The sequence below is a fragment of the Singulisphaera acidiphila DSM 18658 genome, from assembly GCF_000242455.2.
In the GTDB taxonomy this organism is placed as follows: Bacteria; Planctomycetota; Planctomycetia; order Isosphaerales; family Isosphaeraceae; genus Singulisphaera; species Singulisphaera acidiphila.
This window is the reverse complement of the sequence record NC_019892.1, coordinates 2,294,775-2,315,984: the sequence shown is the minus strand read 5'-3', so window position 1 is coordinate 2,315,984 and position 21,210 is coordinate 2,294,775. Positions and strand designations below refer to the sequence as shown.

At 62.2% G+C, this 21,210-nt stretch carries 18 protein-coding genes; 7 read left to right on the top strand and 11 right to left on the bottom strand.

Annotated features, from left to right (window positions below; all coding sequences use genetic code 11):
* Positions 1-33 precede the first annotated feature (33 nt).
* Positions 34-831 (top strand): HpcH/HpaI aldolase family protein, encoded by a 798-nt coding sequence (locus SINAC_RS09085; protein ID WP_015245387.1) that lies wholly within the window; start codon positions 34-36, stop codon positions 829-831.
* A gap of 117 nt (positions 832-948) precedes the next feature.
* Here the strand turns inward: SINAC_RS09085 and SINAC_RS09080 are convergent, their stop codons facing one another.
* On the bottom strand, positions 949-1,761 hold the full coding sequence (locus SINAC_RS09080) for a sugar phosphate isomerase/epimerase family protein (protein ID WP_015245386.1): 813 nt from the start codon (positions 1,759-1,761) through the stop codon (positions 949-951).
* 30 nt (positions 1,762-1,791) lie between these two features.
* The gene (locus SINAC_RS09075; protein WP_044147059.1) at positions 1,792-2,610 is read right to left on the bottom strand and encodes an SDR family NAD(P)-dependent oxidoreductase; all 819 of its coding nucleotides are present in this window, start codon (positions 2,608-2,610) and stop codon (positions 1,792-1,794) included.
* A 174-nt stretch (positions 2,611-2,784) separates the two neighbouring features.
* On the opposite strand from SINAC_RS09075, the gene SINAC_RS09070 reads away from it, so the two are divergent.
* Together SINAC_RS09070 and SINAC_RS09065 are read left to right on the top strand one after the other, a co-directional pair.
* Positions 2,785-4,023 (top strand): Tm-1-like ATP-binding domain-containing protein, encoded by a 1,239-nt coding sequence (locus SINAC_RS09070; RefSeq protein ID WP_015245384.1) that lies wholly within the window; start codon positions 2,785-2,787, stop codon positions 4,021-4,023.
* Positions 4,023-4,871: a phosphoenolpyruvate hydrolase family protein gene (locus SINAC_RS09065; RefSeq protein WP_015245383.1), complete on the top strand. Its 849-nt coding sequence runs from the start codon at positions 4,023-4,025 to the stop codon at positions 4,869-4,871. Before SINAC_RS09070 ends, SINAC_RS09065 begins: the two co-directional genes overlap by 1 nt.
* 49 nt (positions 4,872-4,920) lie before the next feature.
* Here SINAC_RS09065 and SINAC_RS09060 read toward each other — a convergent pair whose 3' ends face one another.
* Together SINAC_RS09060 and SINAC_RS09055 are read right to left on the bottom strand one after the other, a co-directional pair.
* Positions 4,921-5,133, bottom strand: a complete 213-nt coding sequence (locus SINAC_RS09060) for a hypothetical protein (RefSeq protein ID WP_015245382.1) — start codon at positions 5,131-5,133, stop codon at positions 4,921-4,923.
* Between the two features lie 72 nt (positions 5,134-5,205).
* Positions 5,206-5,694 carry a MaoC/PaaZ C-terminal domain-containing protein gene (locus SINAC_RS09055; protein ID WP_015245381.1) on the bottom strand — a complete coding sequence of 163 codons (489 nt, stop codon included), beginning with the start codon at positions 5,692-5,694 and terminating at the stop codon, positions 5,206-5,208.
* Positions 5,695-5,941: 247 nt separating this feature from the next.
* Between SINAC_RS09055 and SINAC_RS09050 the strand changes: the two genes are divergently transcribed.
* From SINAC_RS09050 to SINAC_RS09030, 4 genes are all read left to right on the top strand, one after another.
* The gene (locus tag SINAC_RS09050; RefSeq protein WP_015245380.1) at positions 5,942-6,583 is read left to right on the top strand and encodes an ANTAR domain-containing response regulator; all 642 of its coding nucleotides are present in this window, start codon (positions 5,942-5,944) and stop codon (positions 6,581-6,583) included.
* A gap of 274 nt (positions 6,584-6,857) precedes the next feature.
* A complete protein-coding gene (locus SINAC_RS09040; RefSeq protein ID WP_020465641.1) occupies positions 6,858-7,124 on the top strand; it encodes a hypothetical protein in 267 nt (88 codons plus the stop codon).
* 118 nt (positions 7,125-7,242) lie between these two features.
* The gene (locus tag SINAC_RS09035) at positions 7,243-8,028 is read left to right on the top strand and encodes a sensor histidine kinase (RefSeq protein WP_015245377.1); all 786 of its coding nucleotides are present in this window, start codon (positions 7,243-7,245) and stop codon (positions 8,026-8,028) included.
* 348 nt (positions 8,029-8,376) lie between these two features.
* Positions 8,377-8,670: a hypothetical protein gene (locus SINAC_RS09030; protein ID WP_020465642.1), complete on the top strand. Its 294-nt coding sequence runs from the start codon at positions 8,377-8,379 to the stop codon at positions 8,668-8,670.
* A 10-nt stretch (positions 8,671-8,680) separates the two neighbouring features.
* Here the strand turns inward: SINAC_RS09030 and SINAC_RS09025 are convergent, their stop codons facing one another.
* From SINAC_RS09025 to SINAC_RS08995, 7 genes are all read right to left on the bottom strand, one after another.
* A complete protein-coding gene (locus SINAC_RS09025; RefSeq protein ID WP_015245376.1) occupies positions 8,681-9,403 on the bottom strand; it encodes a sensor histidine kinase in 723 nt (240 codons plus the stop codon).
* A gap of 78 nt (positions 9,404-9,481) precedes the next feature.
* A complete protein-coding gene (locus tag SINAC_RS09020; RefSeq protein WP_015245375.1) occupies positions 9,482-10,741 on the bottom strand; it encodes an NPCBM/NEW2 domain-containing protein in 1,260 nt (419 codons plus the stop codon).
* 17 nt (positions 10,742-10,758) lie between these two features.
* Positions 10,759-11,865: a prenyltransferase/squalene oxidase repeat-containing protein gene (locus tag SINAC_RS09015; RefSeq protein WP_015245374.1), complete on the bottom strand. Its 1,107-nt coding sequence runs from the start codon at positions 11,863-11,865 to the stop codon at positions 10,759-10,761.
* Positions 11,866-11,870: 5 nt separating this feature from the next.
* Positions 11,871-12,749, bottom strand: coding sequence for a hypothetical protein (locus SINAC_RS09010; protein ID WP_015245373.1), 879 nt, complete (start codon positions 12,747-12,749; stop codon positions 11,871-11,873).
* A gap of 2 nt (positions 12,750-12,751) precedes the next feature.
* Positions 12,752-16,531: a DUF4175 family protein gene (locus tag SINAC_RS09005; protein ID WP_015245372.1), complete on the bottom strand. Its 3,780-nt coding sequence runs from the start codon at positions 16,529-16,531 to the stop codon at positions 12,752-12,754.
* Positions 16,532-16,581: 50 nt separating this feature from the next.
* Positions 16,582-18,978, bottom strand: a complete 2,397-nt coding sequence (locus SINAC_RS09000) for a VWA domain-containing protein (protein WP_015245371.1) — start codon at positions 18,976-18,978, stop codon at positions 16,582-16,584.
* A gap of 15 nt (positions 18,979-18,993) precedes the next feature.
* On the bottom strand, positions 18,994-21,201 hold the full coding sequence (locus SINAC_RS08995) for a BatA domain-containing protein (protein ID WP_015245370.1): 2,208 nt from the start codon (positions 21,199-21,201) through the stop codon (positions 18,994-18,996).
* Positions 21,202-21,210 lie beyond the last annotated feature (9 nt).

The following is a 21,210-nucleotide window of genomic DNA, read 5'->3' as shown; positions in this document are numbered from 1 at the left end:
AGCCAGCGGCAGTTGTTTGGCGGGAGAGATGCATTGAAACCGAATCCGGTCAAGAAGGCGTTGCGCGAGGGAAAACCGCAAGTCGGCACATGGTTGTCGCTCGGGAGCGTGGTCGCCGCGCGATTCCTGGCGCGGTCGGGCTTCCCCTGGCTGACAGTCGACATGGAGCACACGCATACCGACATCCAGACCGCCGCCATGATGTTCGGCGCGATCGCCGATGCCGGCTGCGTCCCCTTGGCACGTGTTCCTGCCTCGCGCCACGAGTACATCAAGTCGGTTCTCGACTGCGGTGCAATGGGGATCGTCGTCCCCATGGTGATGGATGCCGCCGAGGCGAAAGCGATCGTGGCCGCCGCCAAGTATCCGCCTTTGGGGAATCGCTCGGTCGGCGGCGGCATGCACGCCATGAACTACGGCGCAACCGCAGAAGACTATTACCAGCAAGCCGATAACGAAATCCTGGTCGTCATTCAGACCGAACACATCGCGGCCGTCGATATCGCCGACGAGATTTATGCGGTCCCCGGCATCGACGCGGTCTTTGTCGGCCCCAACGACCTTGCCGCCTCGCTCCGCAAGCCCGACGGCAGTCCGCCGAGCAAGGAGTTGATGGAAGAAACCTTGACCCGGATTCGGGAAGCGGCCAAGCGTCAAGGGATCCCGTGCGGTATCCACCTGCACTCGATCGCCGACGTCGAGCGTAGGATTGCGGAAGGCTGGCAGTTCATCGCTCTCGGCAGCGAGCTCAAGATGATGCTCGACGGCGCTGGCCAGTACATTCGGCAGCTCCATCCGGAGCGTGGAACGGCCGAAATGGCCAAGTATTAAGCGAGAAAAGGCGAAGCGTGAGCTCCCTGTCTACTGGCCCACACCCAGGCCCAGTCACTTCACAAAAAGACAGGGAGCTGACGCCCCGGCAAGTCGGTAACCTCAAAGGGCAATCGACTATCCCTCGACGAGGCTCCTCATCCGTTCGATCCCGGTCCGGGCCACCTCGAAGGGGTCTTGACCCCAGAGTTCGCGGTTGAAGAGTTCGAGGGAGAGAGGCCCTCGGAAGCCGATGGTGCGGAGATTGGCGATGACTCGGGGCAGGTCGGCGATCCCTTCGCCGAGCATGACCCGATCGGCATCGGTCTGGGTCAACGGATCAGGAGAGGCAGGGAGGTCGTTGAGGTGGAAGCAGGCGAGTTGCCTCCCTTCGAGGGTGAGCAAGTCGTCGACCGACCCACCCCCACGGATCATGTGAAAGACGTCAGCCACGACCGTGGCATGAGGATCACCCGAGCCGAGCGCAATGGCCAAGGCGCTGGCGACGTTCTTGACCCCCGCGACGAAGCCGAGGAATTCCATCGACGGGGTCACACCGCACTGACGCCCCAGTTCGAGGAGTTCCGCAAACCGGGTGGCCGCCTGGTCGAGATCAACGACCTCTTGGGGGGGGCTCGCGACGATGGAGGGACTGCCCAAGGCAGCCGCTTGCTCCATCCGCCGCCGGCAATCGTCCTGGACCTTGGCGTAATCCGCCCCCTTGGCCAGGACCCAACCGTGGAGGGCGATTACACTCACGACCTTGAGGCCGGCGTCCGTCAGCGCCTTGCGAAGGTCAGGGAGAGTCCCCCCCGACCGCAGATACTCATCGATCTCGTCGTTCCAGGGTTCCAAGGCCTGATAGCCCAAGCGACCGGCGATCCGGATTTTCTCAAGTAAGGGAGTGGGCCGGATCGTGCTTGTGTTCAGGCAGTAGAGGAATTCGCTCACGACCGAGCCTCCAAAAAAAATAAGGGAGCGTTAAGGGTTGGGGGTCGGCTGATGATAGCGAACCACTTTTTCATCAGGCAGGTAGACCATGCCCGCGTCGTCGGCGAAGTGAAGGCCCGAGTCGAGGTAAAGGATGACCCCGTTGACCTTGCGACCGGCCGGCGAGGCGAGAAAAACGACAGCGCCGCCGACGTCCTCCGACGTGGTCAGGTTACTCACCCCCTGGGGGAAGTCAGGCCTCCCCTGCTCGGCCTGGATCAGGCGTTCTCCGGGGGTATCGACCCAGCCCGGCGCGACCATGTTGCAGGTGACTCCCTGCCCGAGAGTCTCGACGGCCACTTGCCGGGTCAGGCCGAGCAAGCCGGCCTTACTCGTCACGTAGGAGAAGAGACCGGGCATCGGTCGGGTCGCCCGGGTCGAGCCGATGTTGACGATCGTGCCCCGCCGACGCTGGAGCCAGGGAAGCGCCGCCTTGATGCCAAGCCAAGGCCCCTTCAGGTTGATCGCCAGGGTGCGATCCCAGAGCGCTTCGTCGGTCGATTCAATCGTACCGCGAGGGCTGATCCCCGCGTTGTTCACCAGGACGTCGAGCCCACCCCAGCGCGCGGTGACTTCCCCAACGGCCTGCTCCCAGCCATCTGCATCGCTCACATCCAACCTTATGCCCAGCGTTGTAGACCCCTGATCGCCAAGCAGCGACGCGGAGCGCACGGCTGAATCTCCATCAATGTCGCTCAGTGCGACCTGAAATCCGGCCTTGGCAAGAGCCGTTGCAATCCCGAGACCGATGCCACGGCCGGCTCCGGTCACCAAGGCCGTCGGGAAGGGCGAAGATTGACCTATCGGCATAAAATAAAACGCCTTCGAGTACGTCAAGGATTCGCCCACCGTGGCACATGGGGGCTTTCCAAACTCGACCGATCGTGTTCCAATTCGATGGTTTATGATGCGGTCGGACACGCAGGGCGTCAATCGACCTCCGCACAAACCTTTCTTCCGTTATGATTCACGACGAGGTCTCTCGTGCGAGCCAATCCCGTTCTCCTCGTGGGTACCCTTGATACCAAAGGGCACGAATTGGCGTTCGTTCGCGACCTCCTGCAAAAACAAGGGCTCGCAACCCTGGTGATTGATGCCGGTTCGTCGGGTCCTCCTGTCTTCCCTCCCGACATCGACCGCGAGGAGGTTTTCCGACTGGCTGGCACAACCATGGCTGCGGTTCGCGAGCGCGGCGACCGGGGCCATGCCGTAGCCGAGGCCGCGCAAGGGGTCGCCAGGCTCGTGACGAAACTCGGATCGGAGATGTCGATCGCCGGAATCTTCGGCCTGGGGGGCTCCGCCGGAACGGAGATTGCAACTTCCGCGATGCGTCAGCTCCCCTTCGGCGTTCCCAAGGTCATGGTGAGCACCTTGGCGAGTGGCCAGACGCGCCCTTATGTCCGGGGAAGTGATATCACGATGGTTTTTCCCGTGGCCGATATCGCGGGCCTGAATCGCCTAAGCCGAACGGCGTTGACCAACGCCGCGCTCGGTCTGGCCGGCATGGTCAGCCTCCCGCGCGAGTCCCCTGGAATCATGGCTTCGCGGCCGGTCGTCGCGGCAACGATGTTCGGAGTCACGACCCCTTGCGTCGACCATGCCCGACATATCCTGGAGGATGAAGCGGTCGAGGTCATCGTGTTTCACGCCACGGGAGTGGGCGGACAGGCGATGGAGGGGCTGGTCCGCGACGGCCAAATTGCCGGCGTGCTTGATTTAACGACGACCGAAATCGCGGATGAACTGGTGGGGGGGGTACTCTCAGCAGGCCCCGACCGGCTCGAGGCGGCGGGGAGGCATGGTGTTCCTCAAGTGGTCAGCCTCGGTGCGCTCGACATGGTCAACTTCGGACCGAGGGCAACCGTGCCCAGGTCGTTCGTGGATCGCAAATTCCACCTGCACAATCCCTCCGTGACCTTGATGCGGACGACTCCTGAAGAGAACGAAGGCTTTGGCCTCTACATGGCCGAAGTCCTGAGCCGGGCACGAGGCCCGGTCGTGCTCTTGATTCCTCGTGGCGGTCTGTCTGCGCTGGATGCTCCGGGGCAGCCGTTTCATGACCCTGACGCTGACGATGCCCTGTTCTCGACTCTGATCTGGAAACTTGCCGCACACCCCCACGTCCACATCGAGTCGTGCGACACGCATATCAATGATCCATCCTTCGCAACGGCTGCGGCGCGTGCAATGATGGAGCTACTGCCCCTTCGCAAAGGTCTCTGATGTCTCATACCGCTCCTTTGTCTCGCCGTGAGATTCTCGATCGATTCCGACGCAAGGTCGACCAAGGCCTCCCTCTGATCGGAGGGGGAGCCGGAACCGGCCTGAGTGCAAAATGTGCCGAATCGGGGGGAATCGACCTGATCATCATCTACAATTCCGGACGATTCCGGATGGCCGGGCGGGGGAGCCTCGCCGGCCTGATGCCTTACGGGGATGCCAACAAGATCGTCATGGAGATGGCCGCGGAAGTTCTCCCCGTGGTCGAGCACACGCCGGTTCTCGCCGGTGTCTGCGCGACCGACCCGTTCCGGATCATGTCCCGTTTCTTGAAGGAGGTGCGTGATGCCGGGTTCGCGGGGGTCCAAAATTTTCCCACGGTCGGCTTGATTGACGGGCATTTCCGGCAGGGTCTTGAAGAAACCGGAATGGGTTTCGATTTAGAAGTCACAATGATCGCCCAGGCCCGTAAGATGGATTTGTTGACTTGCCCCTACGTCCATAACGTCGATGAAGCGCGCGCAATGGCCGAGGCGGGAGCCGACCTTATCGTGCCCCACGTCGGTTTGACGACCCTCGGGATGATTGGGGCCAAGTCGGCCGTCACGCTCGCGGAGGCGGCGAGTCGGGTCCAGGCGATGGCCGATGCGGCCAAGGCCGTCCGCAACGATATTTTGGTCCTCTGCCACGGAGGACCGATCGCCGAACCGGCCGATGTCGCCGAGATTTTCCGGAAAACCCGAGGGATTGTGGGATTCTTCGGGGCAAGCAGCATCGAACGCCTGCCCACGGAACCCGCAATTGTGGCGCAGGTTCGCGACTTCCTTGCACTCCGAATTTCGACTCCCTGAATGGAACGAAATCGAGGCCAATATCGAACCGCTTCCCTCTCGACGAAGGTTATCCGACCCGTTCGCGATCCTGGTCGAACTCGTCCCACCACTCAATGTCTTGGTGGTCGGGCTCAAGATCCAGGGCCGTGTCGGGTTCGGAATCTTCGGAGGAGACAACCAGGACGGTGACCAACGCTCGACCGGTGGGAAGGTGGGCCGGCAATTGCAGACAGACGTAGCGGTCATCGGCGATGACCACCTCAGTTCGATACTGCGCCACAGTCAAAGACCTCGGGAGCCGAAGGGAAAGTCAAAACGGGATCAGGTCGGGAAAGAGGGGCGAGTTCAAGCATCAGCCGCGCGTCCCCTCGTCTCCTGCCTCAAGGCGAGTCCTACCGCGAACGAGGGTTTGGGTCAAACCTTCTTGAACCACTTGCCCATGCTGGTTGAGCAAGCGGCGTTGCCAGGTCACCACCCCCCGGCGTCCTCGCGACCGCGGCTCCAGCGCCACCACCTGGGAAATCACCCGGATCGTGTCGCCAAACGCGATAGGTTGCAGAAATTTCCATTCCAGGATAGCAAGAAATGCCATGGTGTCGACCCAGGGGGCGTGGCTTGTCAGCCCCGACGTGATCGAAAGCCCCAGAAGTCCGTGCGCAACAGGCTTGCCGAAGGGACCGCGACTGGCCTCCTCATGGTCCATGTGCAACGGATTGAAGTCGCCGGAAATGCCGGCGAAGGCCGCAACATCCGCCGCAGTTACGGTTCTACCCAGACTCTCCCACTCGTCGCCAACTGCCAAATCATTGAATCCGAGGGGGGCAATTGCATGCCGTGTCACGATTTCCACTCCCGACCGAGAGGATCCTTGCCAGGGGATATGTTAGGATAACATTTTAGCCGGAAGGAGATGGGTACGAATTGTGCGTGCTCGAAATTGGATCGTCAAGATTTCTCTCCGGCAAACCGTGGGCTTGCCTCGTGACCGGCGGGTTTTGGCGCTGTAGGGAAACCCCCGCTGTTTCGACGATTGAATAAGAGTCACGCGTGTTTCCGTCCGAGTGGGACGTTCAAGGGAGGTTGGTCTTATGAATCGACCGTACAAGGTTCTGATCGCCGATGACGAGAAACCGGTAGCTGCCGGCCTCCAGGGACAACTCGAATCGCTCGGCTACGACGTCGTGGCCGTGGTCAATGACGGACATCACGCAATCGAAGTGTGTCGACGCGCCCTGCCTGACGTCGTGCTCATGGACATCGAGATGCCCGGGCTCGATGGCCTGTCCGCGGCGCGGCAAATTGTCCGCGATCCAGGGACTCCGGTCATCATTTTGACCGCGCATGGACACCCCAACCTGATCGATCAGGCCGTCGAAGACGGGGTGCTCTACTACTTGCTGAAACCGGTGACCAGCCCCAGCCTGCACGCCGCGCTTCAGGTGGCCGTGGCCCGCGCCCGTGAGATTCGCACGTTACGTGAGAACGTCAACACCTTGGAACTCACCCTGCGAGAGCGAAAGCTGATCGAGCGTGCCAAGGGCATTCTCATGACCCGGCGCAGCCTCTCCGAGTCCGAGGCGTTTCGGCTGCTCCAACGGCAGAGCCAGGACCGGCGGATGCCCATGGCCAAGCTCGCCGAATCGATCGTGCAGGCCGACGAACTCCTGGAATCCCCCCATCAGCCGACGGAGCCCGCGCGTCGGGGAACCGGGTATTCGCAGGATCTGTAAAATTTCATGTTTGACGTTCGGCGTTGGCCTCGCTAGGCTAACCGTGTTTGGTTCGACTCAAAATCGTGGCCAGACACCTCAGGGAACGAGATCGCCAGTGGGAAACCAAAGGAAGGTGTAAGGGATCCCGGCCGCCTGGAACTTTGTGTGGTGCAGCTCCATTCCCAAGCCCACAATAAGAGTTTCTAGGCAAATGCCTTTCAACCACCACTGGCTCGGCATTGATTGAGCACCGGATGTTCCTTTAACGCTGCCGAACACCAGGGAGACTGGCATGATGACGTTTGACTCCGGGATGGACCCTCGGGGATCTGGGTCTGGGCACGACTGGAATACCGAGAGCCTTGCCGAGCAATTGGAAGGCTATATCGAACAGCGTGCGAGCGGTCGGATCCGCGACCTTCATGTGGTCTGCTCGGCCGATTCGATTGTCCTCCAAGGACGTTCCCGTACTTACCACGCCAAGCAACTGGCCCAGCAAGCGGTGCTTGATCTCACCGATGGCCATCAGGTGCTCTCGAACGAGATCGTGGTAAGCTAGTAGCTCACTGACTTCCGACGACGGCCAAGGCAGCTCGGGTCAGGCCATGGCGGCCTCACTTGATCGACGGCCACTCGCATTCGTCCTCCTTGTCGAGGGGAGACGTTGAGAGAGGAACATGGACGCGCGCACTGATTCGGCCTCTTCCCCCCAGAATGCCTCGGCTCGGCCCTTGATCGCTCACGACGAGTTGCGAACGATCTTGTCGAATCTGAGTCACGAGCTCTGTCGTCCTTTGATCTCGCTGCGCGCCGGTTTCGACCTGATCCTCGGATCGGCGGCAAAACCGATCTCGAACGACCAGCGCGGGCATGTGCAGGCGATGGTCGTCCTCTGCGATGACCTGCTCCGGCTGACGCGAAGCTATCTCGATTATGCCGGCCTCGTCCAAGGCACGCGCCCGCTCTGTTATGGCTCATTTACCATCGGTGCCTTGATCCGGGAGATCGATCGGCAATTCGCTCAGGATGCAACCTCCCGCAAAGTGAGTTGGGAGAGCGTCATGGAGGGAGCCGACGCCACCGTCTCCACCGACGCCTCGCGCTGCCAGCAGATTTTCGGAAACCTGGTCGCCAACGCGCTGAAGTACACCCCGCCCGGCGGCCAGGTCCGGTTAGCCGCCCGGCACGAAGGGGAGACCTGGACCGTCGTCGTGACCGATAGCGGCCCTGGAATCCCTGCAGACGCGATCTCGAAGGTTTTTGAACCCTTCTATCGGCTCTCGCGTGAAGAGCATTCCAGCGTCGAGGGAAGTGGACTCGGGCTGGCGATCTGCCGTGAGATGGTGGACCAGTTGGGGGGGGAAATCTCGATCAGCTCCACCGTGGGACAGGGAACGCGCGTGACCGTACGATTCCCGGTCGCGCAACCCACACATGGATCACTTGCCAGCCAACGGAATTAATCCACGATTCCGGTCTCAATTGACCTTACGCGATGGGAAGTGACCGTCGTCGTCGTGCCAAGCTCACTTCGATCCCACAACGAACCTCACGAGCCTCGGCAGAGCGTCAAATGGTGCCATCACACGCCGCGAGACGCTCAATCGCATGTGACCAGGCAAATAGACTGAGGCATGCCGATCCGAGATTGTGGATCACTCAATAGCCGTGCGGGTGGGCTGCTCCCCAATTCTTGGTCCATCCCAAATGGGAATCTCCCTCAACCAATTTAAATATTTTCGATTTTCAAACCGACCACTTCCTTTGTCGATTTCCTTCGGTCGCACTCCTCGCTGAACTCTCGTGGCGTCTTGTACCCGATCGAGTTGTGCGGCCGGATCGTATTGTATTCGACGGAACCAGCCCCCTTTCGCCTGAGCATCCGCCACGTTCTCGAACCCCACTTCCGCCTCAACGGCCGTCTCAGCCCCAACTCGATCGAGGCTATCTTCGGCATTGCAAGGATCACCTCGATCGAAGTCGACGAGGATCTTAGCCAGCCAGTCGCAACAAAAGCCGAAAACGTCACATTATTGCACACGCAGCAATTTCAATATTTTGAAAGCAAGAGCATGTTCACCGCGGCCGAGATCCTACAAGTATGAACTCCCCGATTCAATTCTGGTAGGGCTCGACACAAAGGCGGAGGACGGTCCCTTCGCCTGGCTGGCTGCGGAGGGAGAGGGTGCCACGATGGCGGCGCCAAATCCCGTTGGCGATGCTCAAACCCACGCCAAGATGACCGTTCTTTGAACTGAAGAAGGGTTCCACGGCGCGGACCATCGTCTCGCTCTCCATCCCTTGTCCCGAATCGCGAAGCTCCAGGACGACCCATCCTCGTGAATCGGTCGACGTGGAGAGCCAGACGGTTCCTTCATCGTGGGGCATCGCGTCGTACGCGTTGCTGATCAGGTGGCCGAGCATTCCACGAAGTTGGTCGGCATGTCCTCGGATCAGAGGGACGGAGCCCAGGTCGGTAATCCAATCGACCCCGGGAGGGCCATATTCCAGTTGTTCGGACACGAAGTCTTCCGCGAGTCGGTCAAGCGCAACGACGCAAGGTTCCTGGGTCCGATCGTCCGAGTCGATCGAGGTAACCGCACGGGTGTAGTCAATCAGACGGCGGGCGACGGTCGAGGCCTCGAGCGCGGTCCGCACAATGGTATCGGCCAATGCGGCCGGGTCGACAACCAGGGGCATTGGTGTCTTCAGACGCAGTAGTTCCGCATTGCTCACAATTGCGCTGAAGGCGTTGATGACGTGATGGCCGACCCCTGCCGAGAGGTGCCCCAGGTTGTTGAGCCGCTCGGTGGTCTCGGCCATCTTCTTGTCGGTCATGTTGCTCAATCCAGGAACGTTCGAGAGTGGATTCGACTTGGTGATTGAGAATTCCGCGCCGGCGAAAAAAAAGCGGGATCAGCGGAGCAGGCGCGCCTCGACCCAGTCGGCGAAGTCACGGACCTCGCCGCGTTCGCCGAACTCCGTAATCAAGATGAGTAGCTTGGCCCCTTGCACATCAATGTCAATCGCTTTCGGCGTATCGCGTGCAGAGATCGGGGACGAAATAAAGCGTTCTTGAGCATCGACGAGGACCCGGAACACAACACTTCCGAGTGGCCCCGCGCGATCATCGAGGCCGACGAGCGCTTGGAAGCGACGATCACCGGGGGCGAGCCGGTAAGCCAGGATAGTCCGGCTCTGGGTCCCGAGGCCACGGTCGTAGGTCTGGCCCGCGAGCCGAAGTGGGTGGCCGTCGACTGAACTATTGCGCCGAAACGGGCGTGTGGGTCCGACATAGCCAACATATCTCGCTTCGGCGACTTCCCGCTCGGTGAGGTAGACGATCGAGTCCGACCGCGTGTGAAGGTGGACGAGGTCGTTCAACGCCAGTCGAACAGGTGCCCCGAATCGGGTGGTGGCGATCACCTCGCCTTGGACGATTTTCGGGTTCGTCACCCCCAGCCGCGAGCCGTCCGACGCGGTGAGTTCGAAGAACGGGCCGGCGGGCTTCGGGTAGGACACCAGGCTGGCGTCGAAACCAAGCGCCACGACTTTCGCCAGCTCGAGCGAGATTGGGCCGGTGCTCGCCTGAAATTTCAAGGCCTTCTCATCGAGCCCGAGGAACCCGCCCTGAACCCGGTCGCCGTTGGGTGCGAGCCAGAGAATCTCCGACCTTTGCGGTTCGGTCCGGACCCGATTCACCAACTCGAACGAGGCATCCTCGTCGACGGGGGGATCGAAAACAAGCCCCGCGAGACTTTCAAGCGGGATCGCGACTTTCCCAAACGTGAGGGATTGCACGTCGAGCTTCGTTTCGCTCGCCGCGCCGACCACCGCTCGATAGAGCCGATCTCCCTCGGGAAGCAGGACCAGTTGCTTCTCGGGAGCGTTCATTGATAAGAACCCGTCCCGGCTCAACTTCACCAGTCGGCGACAGGCAAGCACCTGTTCGGCTCCTCGACTGGGGACGAGAGTCAGGTCGCCGTTGGGGCTGATCTGACGAATCCGGCCCGAGGCGACGGTCCCGTCAGCCATCAGGGCGGAGAAGATCGGGTCGGACGGGACCGTTGGCCCTGCTGTAGGAGGGGCATCCGCGCCCAGAGAAAAAACCGAGAAGAGCATGGCGAATGCGAGAGGCGCGAGGTGAGGCACAGGTATTGTGGTGGCACCGGTCATCAGAAATCGCCTCAGGCTCAGCGTTGGAAGATGGGCAAGAAGTTATTGGGCATCTGAAGAATAATCAGGGCCATCGCCGTGCCATACTCATTGCAGATACTATCCGGCCAGTGTCCCGTCGTCGCCAGTTGACGGTGAATCAACTCGTCGCGAATGGCGGGATACCACGCGTTCCAGTCGTCGCCGCCGCGAATCCACATCGCTTGGGCGGCATAGTAGTGGCCGTAGAAGTAGTGACTGTAGCGGCTTCCCAGTTTGATCTCGGGCATGTATTGGCGAAGATAGGCCAGGCCCGACTCCACTTCCTTGGTGTCGTAAACCGCGGCGCTATACAAGGCAACAACTCCCGCAGCCGAACGGGGAAACGCGCTTGCCCCTCCTACGAGCATGTAGCGGAACCCACCGTCCGGGTTCTGCGACTGCTTCACGTAGCGAATGCAGTTCTCGACCGTCTCCTTGGGAACGAACAGGCCTGCGTTGCGTGCCGCGCGAAGCGCATTGATCTGGCAGATCGTAACCGAGAGGTCCGCATCGCGGCGAACGGGCTGATACCGCCACCCCCCCTCGTTGTTCTGGGTATCAATGATCAGCCGCACGGCCTTCTGAAGCTTCTCGCGAATTTCAGGCCGATTGGTCATACCGTACGCTTCGGCCAGAAAGAGCGTGCCGAAACCGTGGGAGTACATGGGCCCATGCGTCGCGGCTGCCTGTACGGCGATGAAGCCTGAGGGCGAGGTGTTCTCCATCACGTAGACCAAGGCCCGGTCGATGTTGGCCCCGTACGGACCACGGCCCGGGCTTGATCCCGAGGCCATGAACGCCAGACCGGCCAGGCTGGTGACCGCGATGTTGCCTCGATAGGTTGCCGATCCGAACGATCCGTCGACATTCTGCTGGCGGGCAAGCCACACAAGGCCGCTATTGATCGCACGATCGGTCTCGGCCGTGAGCATCTCGGCGGCCCCTTCCGGGATCTTGCCGTGCCGAGCCTCGCCAAAACCGGTCGCTTCCTTGGGCGTCTCCGCAGCGCGAGACGCGACCAGGGGATTGATCGTTCCGAGCCCGATCGCCCCGATGAGAGCGAGCCGGATCGTGGGAAAAAGAGAATGAAAGGGACGTCGCACGGCGATTACTCCTCTCGGGTCAGGATCTTTTTGGAGAGGGAAAGGTAATAGCGCCTGATGTGCTCCGCCTTGTTCGGCAGCCCTTCTTCCTTGAAGATATTGACCATCTGCTGCCTGAGTTCGGCGGGAAGGTGACCCCACTCATCCTTGCCGCCTGCATTCGCATGCTTATCAGTCGGTCGCTCCGGCTTCGAGGCTCCGGTCCCCTTGGCCATAGCCCCCTGCTCCTGCCCCCCCTTGGATCCGGGCTGGTTGGCAGGCTTCATGCTCAGTTGTGCTTTTTTCTTGGACTGGGATTGCGACTGCGATTCGCGCATCTGCTCGATCAGGCCTTCAAGATTCTTGACGATCTCGGACTGTCGCTTCCTCGTCTCTTCCCCGGTATCCGTCTTGCCCAGCCGCTGCTCAACGTCGCGCATCTCCTTGATCACCTTGGAGAGGGGACCGCTCGGCTCGCCCTGCTCTTGTTTGCGGTCTTTCTTCTTCGCCGACCGGCCGGTGAGTTCTTCGAGGTGCTCGTCGAGACCTTTGGCATCCCCCTTGAGCTCACTACCTTTGCCCTTGCCCGCCTGATCGGCGGGGGGAGGCGGAATCTTCAGGCCAGGCCCCACGCGTTTGGGCTGATCCTCAGGAGTGGGCGCATCGGTCGTCTGGCCCAGCTTTTCGAGCAGGCTATCGAGGTCTTTGTCGCTGGGAGCGACTTCCGCCTGCTTCTTCTCCGTGGCTGGCTTATCCCCGTCGTCTTTGGGGCCTTCGAGCTTTTCGAGGAGGCGTTCGAGCGCATCGTCGGCCGGCTTGGGAGGGTCTTGGGCCAGGCCAAGCGACCCGCAGAGCAAGGTGGCGACAAGCGTCGTCGCGAGCGAGAACAGTTGCGGCTTCGACATGGTCAGTCCTCCCCGTCTTCCTTCTTGGGTCGGGTCAGGTCGCGAGCGAGGTCGGCGAGTGTCCCCTGGTCGGTCTCCAAACGCCCGAGCTCTTCATTCTGCCCAGGAGTCAGCTCGTGTTTGCGGCGGCGGAGCTCGTCGAAGAATTCCGTGCGGTCGTTGATCTCTTCCTGCAAGGCCTTGAGCATCTTGACCTGGGCGGCGGGCGGGATCCCGTCGCCGCCACCGCCCCCTCCTTGCCCGTCTCCACCCCCCTGGCCTTGGCCGCCATTCTTGGGCTTGTCGGGCTTGAGCGCGTTGATGAGCTGCTCGAAGCGGCGGGCGGCCGCGCGGGCGGCCCGCTGCGTTTCTTCATCCGTCTTCAGGGTCAGCAAACGCTGCGCCGCGTCGTCCATCGCCTGACCGGCTCGTTTCAAGGTCAGAGCGAAGACCGGGGCCCCTTCGAGTTTCTCGGCGAGGCTGGCCGATTCGTCCTTGAGTCCTTCCTGGACCCGTCCCAGGTTACGGACGCCGGTCCGCTGCGCGACGGTCAGCGACCCTTCGCGTTTGGTCCGGAGCGTCTCGTAGTTGGTGATATCCTCGACCATCTTCCCCTGTCGTTCGGCGAGTGATTTCAGTTCGTCGCCCATCTTGGCGAGCTGCTCCATGGCGAGCTGCTCTTCAAGCTCTTTGCGGGCTTGAGCGACCTGTTCCTCGGCATCCTCAAGGTCGGCCAGCGCTTCCTCCTGGTCTTGCCCCGCCTGTTCGCCCTGGTCCTGGTCGAGGTCGGCCTTGGCCTTGCTCATTTTAGCGGACGCGCGGGAACCGGCCTGGGCGGCCCCCTCGGCATTCAGCTTGGCCAGTTTCTTGAGTTGCTTATTCAGTTCTTTCTGGATCTCTTCCTGTTCCTTGGCGAGTTTCTTCAGTTCGTCGGCCCGCTGTTTCGCGTCCTGGTTCTTTCGCGCGGCGTCGGTTTTCTTGAGATTCTGGGTTTGCCGATCCTTGAGCGCTTTGAGATCGGCCTCGGCGTTCTTGAGTTCCTTGACGAGCCGGGCAAGTTCGCGTTCGCGACGGTTCTGGATCGAGTCGACCAGATCTTTGAGTTCCTGACGTGCCTGTTCCTGGCCGGCTCTTGCTTCACCCATCTGGTTCTTCGCGAGCCGATCGGCGGTTTCCCCCATCTTGGCGGCGGTCCCCTGCTTTCGGCTTTCATCGGCCGCATCGCGGAGTGCGGCGGCGGCGAGCGGGTCCGACTCCTCGATTTTCTTGGCCATGTCGTTCATCTGCTCTTGGAGGCCCTGGAGCCCCCGAGAGACGTTGCCCTGACGATCGGCGAGGTTGGCGAGATCCGCCTTCTGTTCGGGCGTGAGATTTTCGGGCGTCTTGCCCATGAGCTCCGCCTTGCTCGCCGCGTCGGCCGTCTGCTTCATGGTCTGTTCCTGCTCTTTGAGCAGGTTCTGCGCATCCTTGACCACGCTCCGATAGGTCTCGAACTCGCTGAGCCCGTCGAGCATCTTTTGCAGCTCGTCAGCGATCGCCTGCTGGTTCGCCCGGCTCTCCTTCAGGTCGTTCCGGGCGACTTCGTTGAATCGATTGCGCGGGGCGGCGGGATCGGCCTTGGCCGGATCCTCGGCCGTCCCCTTCGGGTTGGACGCGTCAGGGGCCGGTTGCGTTCCATCCTTGGCCGGCTCTTGCCCGGCCTTCTTGTCGGCTGGATCCTGCGCCCCGTTCTTGGACGGGGACGCGCTCTTGCTGCCCTCGGGTTTGGCAGCGTCCTGCTCCGTCTTGGCGGGGCCAGTCGAAGGGTTGGGCCGTGCCCCCTCACCAGGGTTCTCGGCCGTCTTCGGCTTCGCCGCTTGCGCTTCCTCGAGGTTCTTTGCGGCGTGGGTCAGGCCCTGTTCGGCAGGGCCGAGGTGATTGTCCCGGATCCGTTCGACACCAGCCTGCATCTCCTGCATCTGCTTCGCGGCGTCGGGATTGGGGACATTGAAGTTCTTGAGGTCGTCGAGGAAGCGGCCGATCTTTTGGTCCAGGCCGTCGGCCCGGCTGTTGATCCGACTCCCGACCTGACGCTGAATCATCTCAGCGTTTTTCAAGTCGTCCCGCGCGGGCTGATCGAGCGCATCGGTCGTCTCGAGCTTGCGAAGGGCCTCGTTGACAGGGACTTGCGCCTGCTTCTCCATCGCGAGGATCCGAGCGGTTTCCTCGCGGATTTCGCGACGCTGGTCATCGAGCTGGCGGCCGATCTCCTCGTCCGAGACGATCCGAAGCCGCAGTTCTCGGCTCTTGCCCAGGTTGGGCCCCTTGAGGTTATCGATGTCGAGCGCTTCGGCGTGGAACGTGATGACCGAACCAGGAGGGAGGTTCAGCGGCGCCAGGTTCCACTCGTAGGAGACTTCTTGGTGTTTGGTGGGTTGACCGGCAGCCTGGTCCTTGGCATCCCAGAGCGGAAGGACCACGACGTTGGTGGGCTCGGATCCCCCCGAAGCGGTCCGGTAGAGAATCCTGGCCGACTGGATCCCGTAGTCATCGTCGACCGTGAATCGAACGGGGACCACCGCCTTGGCCGGGACGTCGCGGTCGTTGGGGGGCTGATCGATGACGACGCGCGGGGCTTCGTCGCGGATCGACCGGATATCGTACCGCGGCGCTTCGCGATTGGCGAAGCCGTCGGTGTCGTGAAGCTCAAACCAGAAGGGGTGCGACGCAGTCACCACGAAGTCCGTGGTGAGCCGGGTGCGCGCTTTATCGAAGCCAATCGCTTGCTGTACCGTTGACTCGCCGAGATGCAGCGCGGCGGTCTGAATCGGCTTATTCGCTTGCGCCTTGATCTCGACTCGGGTTCCCTCGACCGCGCGGATCTGAGTATTCCCCGAGGCGAGTGTGTAGGGAGCGATCGCGGTGTAGGCTGGGGGAACCAGGTGGATCGCAACCTGCGTCAAGGCGGGAGGCGGCACGACGCTGACAGCGACGTTGCGAACCGAGGTGGAATCGTCTCCAGCGGCGACGGAGAAGGTGAAGTCGCGTTCGACGGCCTCCAGCCTCCCGCGAAAAATCCCTCCCTCGACGGCCCGTAACGGTTCCGTCACCACCTCACCATTGGAAAACCGGTAGGTGGCCCGCGCCGAGGACGGAACGGTCTCCCCTTTGCCGACGCTGACGCCCAGGCTGAACGGCTCGCCCCGCGCCACTTTCCGTGGCGTCTCACGACCGAGCAGGCTGAGATGAGTCCGCTGCGGCCACCGGGTCGCACCGAACGGCTGAAACAGTCTCTTGAGTGCGATTGAGCTCAGGTCGGGAGCGGCCAAGAGAAAGGCGAGACCGAGGACCGAGGCGGCCGAGGCGGCTCCCAGGGCACGAACCAACGGCTTCCGCTCGAGGACCTCGCGGAAGTCGATCGCCCGCGTCTCTTCCAGAGTCTGGCGAATCGTCGCCTCGCGCAACGAAGGCGAACCGAATCGATCGTCGTCGGCCGACATCCGCAAGAATTGCACGGTGCTGGCCAAGCGGTCGTTCAAGCCGGGCCAACGCTCCTCGATCCGCATCGCGATGTCGAGGTCGGGGAAGCGCACGATCAACGGGGTGATCACGTAGCGAAAGCCGAGCCAGAGCCCAAACCCGATCAGCCCGATCAGCGCGGCCAGTCGCACCAAGGCATCGAGATGAACCATCCAATCGAGCAGGCCAACGATGATGATGAGCGGCATGACCAAGCCGACCACCCAGCTCATCCCGTGCAGCGCCAGGATGCGGCGGACTTGAGCACGGAGCGTTGCGATTCTGGACTCGAGACTGGTATCCACGTCGGCCTCCCGCCCGGAACATGGCCAGACATTAATGATTCTAACGACAATTATACCATCTGCTTGCGTTTCCTCAAAACCCATTCCGCCCCGATCACCGCCAGGAACAAAAGCAGGATCGGCCATGTGTTCCAGAGCGGGATCGGAGGATCGGTATCGAGGGGCACTTTCTGTGGTTTCGGGAGATCCTTGAGCAGACTGGCCGTGGTCTCGGGCGTGTAGAACCGGCCCGCCGAAGTCGTCGCCGCGCGGATCAGCTCGGCCTCATTCATTTGCACCCGTTCCATCTCACCGGCGGGGGCGTCGACCCGGAAGGTTGCGGTCGGGGCGGGTCCTACGAGGACCGGAGGAGGAAGGAGCCGGATTTCGTACTCTCCTTCAGAGGCTTGGGCCAGCGCTCCTTCGAACAGGTTGCGGGTGCCCGGCGATTGCTTGAGGGTCAGCTTTCTCGGCCCTTGGCCCTTGCGCTCGATCTGAACCACAACCTCGCCGCGTGTCGGCGCCAGCGCGGGGTTGGGGAACCGGACCCGGATCTGGATCGGCTGATTCCGCTGATAGCGGCGGCGGTCCGTTTCAATCTCCGCCTGCTTCTGGCCGGTGAGCTTCGTTCGCGCCAGGAACCGAATCGTCTGGATCCAGTAGCGGTCGAAGTAGCGATCGCCGCCACGGAACCGCCAGCGCCAGGTGTCGTCGACGGCGCTGAACATGGTCTTGCCCGAGCCCACGAACTGGTAGAGAAAGATGGGCAGCTTCCCGTCCGAACCGATCTGAGTGGGATGCTCGGCCAAGGCCACGGCAGCCGGCTTCTTCCGCGGCGCTTCGAGATACCAGTAGAGCTCGGGGAGGTTCTGCCAGATCTGAGTGCTCGAAGCCTCGTCGTCGCCAAACCGGAAAATGGGGCTGGCCCGCCCCTCCCCCGTCAGCTCGGGGCGGAACGCCGTGATTGCGTTGCCGACGGCGGTCGGGTCGCGTGCCTCGGCCAGTTCGATCGGCAGGAGGACTTCCAGGGGGGTCGCCTTGTAGTGCAGCGGGTTGAAGCCGGCCCCGGCCATGAACAGGAGCCCGCCCCCCTTCTCCGTGACGAACTCGGCCAGGTTCTGCATCTGGGAGACGCTCAGGTAACTGGGATCCGCGTCACCGAGCAGGACGACGTCGTAGGCGAAAAGGTCTTCCTTGGCGGCGGGGAAGGTGGGCAACGCGAACCGATCCTGCTCGCTGTATTCCGGGTCGGAGGAGACCAAGAGGACGCTCAGATCAATCGTCTCTTCACGCTCGAGGTAATTCTTGAGGTAGCGATACTCGTAACGCGGTTCGCCGTCAACGAGTAGGACCTTGAGCTTCTCCTTGCGGACGTTGACCGTGCGGACGATCCGGTTGTTATCCGCTTGCAGCTCACGGGGGCGGGGATCGACCTCGAGAATATACGTGACATCCCCCGTCTCCTTGGGCCTGTGACCAAGCTCGACACGGAGCGGCTGGCCGTCCGGGGGGGCCTTGACCCGGATCGATTCGAGCTCGCGCGCGGCCTGGGGATCACTCGAGGTCCGATCACGCTCTTTCAAGCGGATAACAACCTCCTGGCCGGCGAATCCGCGCGACAGCAACTTCGCCTGAAACCGGACCAGGTCATCCACGAAGACCACTTCGTCGACGAGCAGTTCGGTCAGCTCCAGGTCGCGGGCAGGCTCGGGGTCACCCAGTCCGATGGTATAGAGCGGCACCCCCTTGCGCGCGGCTAGCTCCGCTGCTTTCGCGAGGCCGATGCCCTCGGTCGTCTGGCCATCGCTCAGGAGGAGGATCGCCGATGGGGGCGCTCCACGCAGCTCCGTAAGGATTTGCCGGACCCCTTCACCCAGCTGGGTCTGGCCTCCGATCGCCTCCACTTTGCGCAGTTTCTCGATCGCAGGCTGGACTTCCTCCGGTTTATCCACCTCGGCGAGCAGACGGGCCGACGAGGAGACGAGGTAGAGCCGGACCTTGTTCTGCTTCTGCAACTCGCGGAGGGTCTGGGCGTTGTCGCGCTCCAGCCAGGCCTTGGCCACGTCGAGCCGGCTCGGCTCGGGCTTCTTGGTCAGTTCCGTGAGCGCGAGCTTCGTCTTGGGGTTGGCATACTGGTCGGCGACATGGGTGCTCGCCGAGTCATCCACCATCACGACGAAATAGGGTAAACCGGTCCGCTCCACCGAGAGGACCGCTTCGGAGAGCATGAACAAGGTCAACAAAACGAGGGTGATCCGGAGCGCGGCAAGCCCCATCTTGTAGAGGATCGAGGCGTTCCCCTCACGGCGATAGAGCCAGATGATCAGGGCCGCTGAGGCAAGGACGATGAACACGCAGACCGCCTGCGACCAAGGCTGCTCGAAGCGGATCTGGGGAACGATCGCCTCTCCGGCCCGCGCGGGCTCGACTCCAAGTCGGTCGGCGATTTTGAGCAGCAGCCACTCCATCACGGTCAACCGTCCTCACGCTCGAGATGCATGGTGTCCGAAAATCCAGGCCAGGACCGACTCGAGAAGGAGCAAGACCAGGACCCCATAGAGGAAGGGGCGATGGAGCTCCCCGCGCCGGCTCACAGCGCCGGCGTTATGCGACAGTTCCTTCCAGTTCGTCATATAAGCGAAATTCCAGCCGGGAACCGCAGCCGCCAGGCCCGCCTGATCGAGCTTGGTCGGGTCGCTCTCCGCCGGATTCGGGTTCGCCGCAAACAGGCTCTCCAGCGCCAAGGGGGGGCCTACCTTGACCTGATAGGGCCCCGAGATCTCGGTGTCTTCAAAGTGGAGCTGACTTACTCCCCCCTCCGCCTTGAGCTTGGTGGTCAGGCTCCGCTTGTCCGGTGTGACGATCGTCACGGCGGCCGAGGCCCCGCTCGCCGGCAACGATTGATCGAGCGGCTGCCCGACTTGCACGTTCCGTTCGGCGAGCCGACCGGCCGCCGCCTCGAGGACGATCTTCTCCATCACAGGAGGGTAGCTCGGGTGCGCAGGCCAGTTCGTCCACCCCGAATCGGCCGAGGTTGCCACCTGGATGACCGTGCCTCGATACCTCGGAATCTCGATCACGGCGGGGTCGCCGGTCTCGAACCCGAGCGCGACCTTGGCCCGCGACCCTTTGGGAAGCGTCAGCTTTTGGTACTCGTAGATTCTCGTCCCGGTCAGGCTCGCCTGGACCGACTCCGGTACGTTGGCAAACTCTTCGATGATCGGGTGGCGATAGCCGAGCGGTGCGAACCCGAACGCTGACTCGTTCTTCTTGGAGGCGTCTCCCACGTTCGCCCCGATCGCAGCGGGGAGCAACCCTTTGCCGTCGGCGTAGAGGAGCCGATTGTAGTTCTCGCGGACGACCTGATCGCCTCCAAAAACGACGACGCCCCCCCCTTGCTTCAGGTAGTCGTCGAGCGAGTTGACTTCCGACTCGGTGAACTGAGCGATGTTGCAGAGGACGACCGTGTCGAACGAGGCGAGTTCGAGGCGAGAGAGCTGCGACTCGGCGACGACCGTCGTCCGGATCGCGCTCGGGGCACCGGTGGAGTCCGAGGCGGGGTTCAACGCCGCGGCCAGGAAGTCGGTCTCCGCCTCGAACGCCTCGGGCTTGAAATGGCCGTCGACGAGCAGGACGTTGAGGAACTCACGGACCGGCACGGCCTGCCAACGGTGGTTGTCGAGCGGGAGCGGGTCATCATCGATCCGCACTTCGACGTCGTGGTCGCCGGATGTTCCGAAGGTATGACGGAAAACCACGGCTTGGTCTTCACCCACCGGCAGGTCGACGGTTTCCTCAGGACCAAGCCGACCGTCGACGATCAGACGGACGTGGACCCCTTCGGCCTTCTCCGGGGCGAAGTTCCGCACAACCGCCCGGATCAAGGTCGAGTTTCCCACGGTCACAATGGGGGGCGTGAGCCCCAGTTCCGTCACGGCCCGGTTGATATCTCCGGCTTTGCCCAGGTCGATCACGACCGAGCGGGTCTTCCGTTGCGAGAGATTGGCGACGGCACGTTTGAGCCCCTCGTCCTTATCCCCTTCGGGCTTGCGCCAGCTCGCCGCTTGGAGATCCGTGAGAAAGACGACCTCTTTCTGAGTGATGGGGGAGGCTTCGAGGACGCGGTCGATCGCGGCGAAGCTCGCGGCCAGGTCGGTCCCGCCGTGAGGGAGCGTGATACCCTCGATCTCTTTGAGGACCTCGGAGTGGTTGGGCGACGGGTCCTTGATGAAAATCCTCGGCGGGTCGGCCATGAGAACCACGCTGACCGCGTCGCCACGCCTTGTGTCTTTGACCAACTGCTTGGCCAGCGCCTTGGCCTGTTCCCACCGCGTCGTCTCACCGGTCGAGTACGCCATGCTCAGCGACCCGTCCAGGACGAGGACATGGTGGGTCCGCTGCCCCGCGATGATCGGCAGCGCCCCCAGACTCTCGAGGAATGGTTTGGCCATGGCCGAGACGACCAAGAGGATCACGAGGGTGCGGATCGCCAGCAAGACCCAGTTTTCCACCCGGATTCGCCGGGAGTTCTTCTGAATCGCGGCCAGGAGGAATCGCATCGCCGCCCACTGCACCTCGCGGAATTTCCGCCGATTCAGGAGGTGGATGATGATCGGGAGCGACGCCGCGACCAGGCCCCAGAGAAGCGCGGGATTGGCGAAGCTCAGGGCCAGCACGATCGGGAAGTCCAACGTCGTCTC

What these genes read in the sequence shown, in the direction of transcription:
- SINAC_RS09075 (WP_044147059.1), bottom strand. Translation starts at nt 2,610, where the DNA reads ATGCCGATAGGTCAATCTTCGCCCTTCCCGACGGCCTTGGTGACCGGA.
- SINAC_RS09035 (WP_015245377.1), top strand. Translation starts at nt 7,243, where the DNA reads ATGGACGCGCGCACTGATTCGGCCTCTTCCCCCCAGAATGCCTCGGCT.
- SINAC_RS09040 (WP_020465641.1), top strand. Translation starts at nt 6,858, where the DNA reads ATGATGACGTTTGACTCCGGGATGGACCCTCGGGGATCTGGGTCTGGG.
- SINAC_RS09020 (WP_015245375.1), bottom strand. Translation starts at nt 10,741, where the DNA reads ATGACCGGTGCCACCACAATACCTGTGCCTCACCTCGCGCCTCTCGCA.
- SINAC_RS09000 (WP_015245371.1), bottom strand. Translation starts at nt 18,978, where the DNA reads ATGGAGTGGCTGCTGCTCAAAATCGCCGACCGACTTGGAGTCGAGCCC.
- SINAC_RS09065 (WP_015245383.1), top strand. Translation starts at nt 4,023, where the DNA reads ATGTCTCATACCGCTCCTTTGTCTCGCCGTGAGATTCTCGATCGATTC.
- SINAC_RS09010 (WP_015245373.1), bottom strand. Translation starts at nt 12,749, where the DNA reads ATGTCGAAGCCGCAACTGTTCTCGCTCGCGACGACGCTTGTCGCCACC.
- SINAC_RS09025 (WP_015245376.1), bottom strand. Translation starts at nt 9,403, where the DNA reads ATGACCGACAAGAAGATGGCCGAGACCACCGAGCGGCTCAACAACCTG.
- SINAC_RS09050 (WP_015245380.1), top strand. Translation starts at nt 5,942, where the DNA reads ATGAATCGACCGTACAAGGTTCTGATCGCCGATGACGAGAAACCGGTA.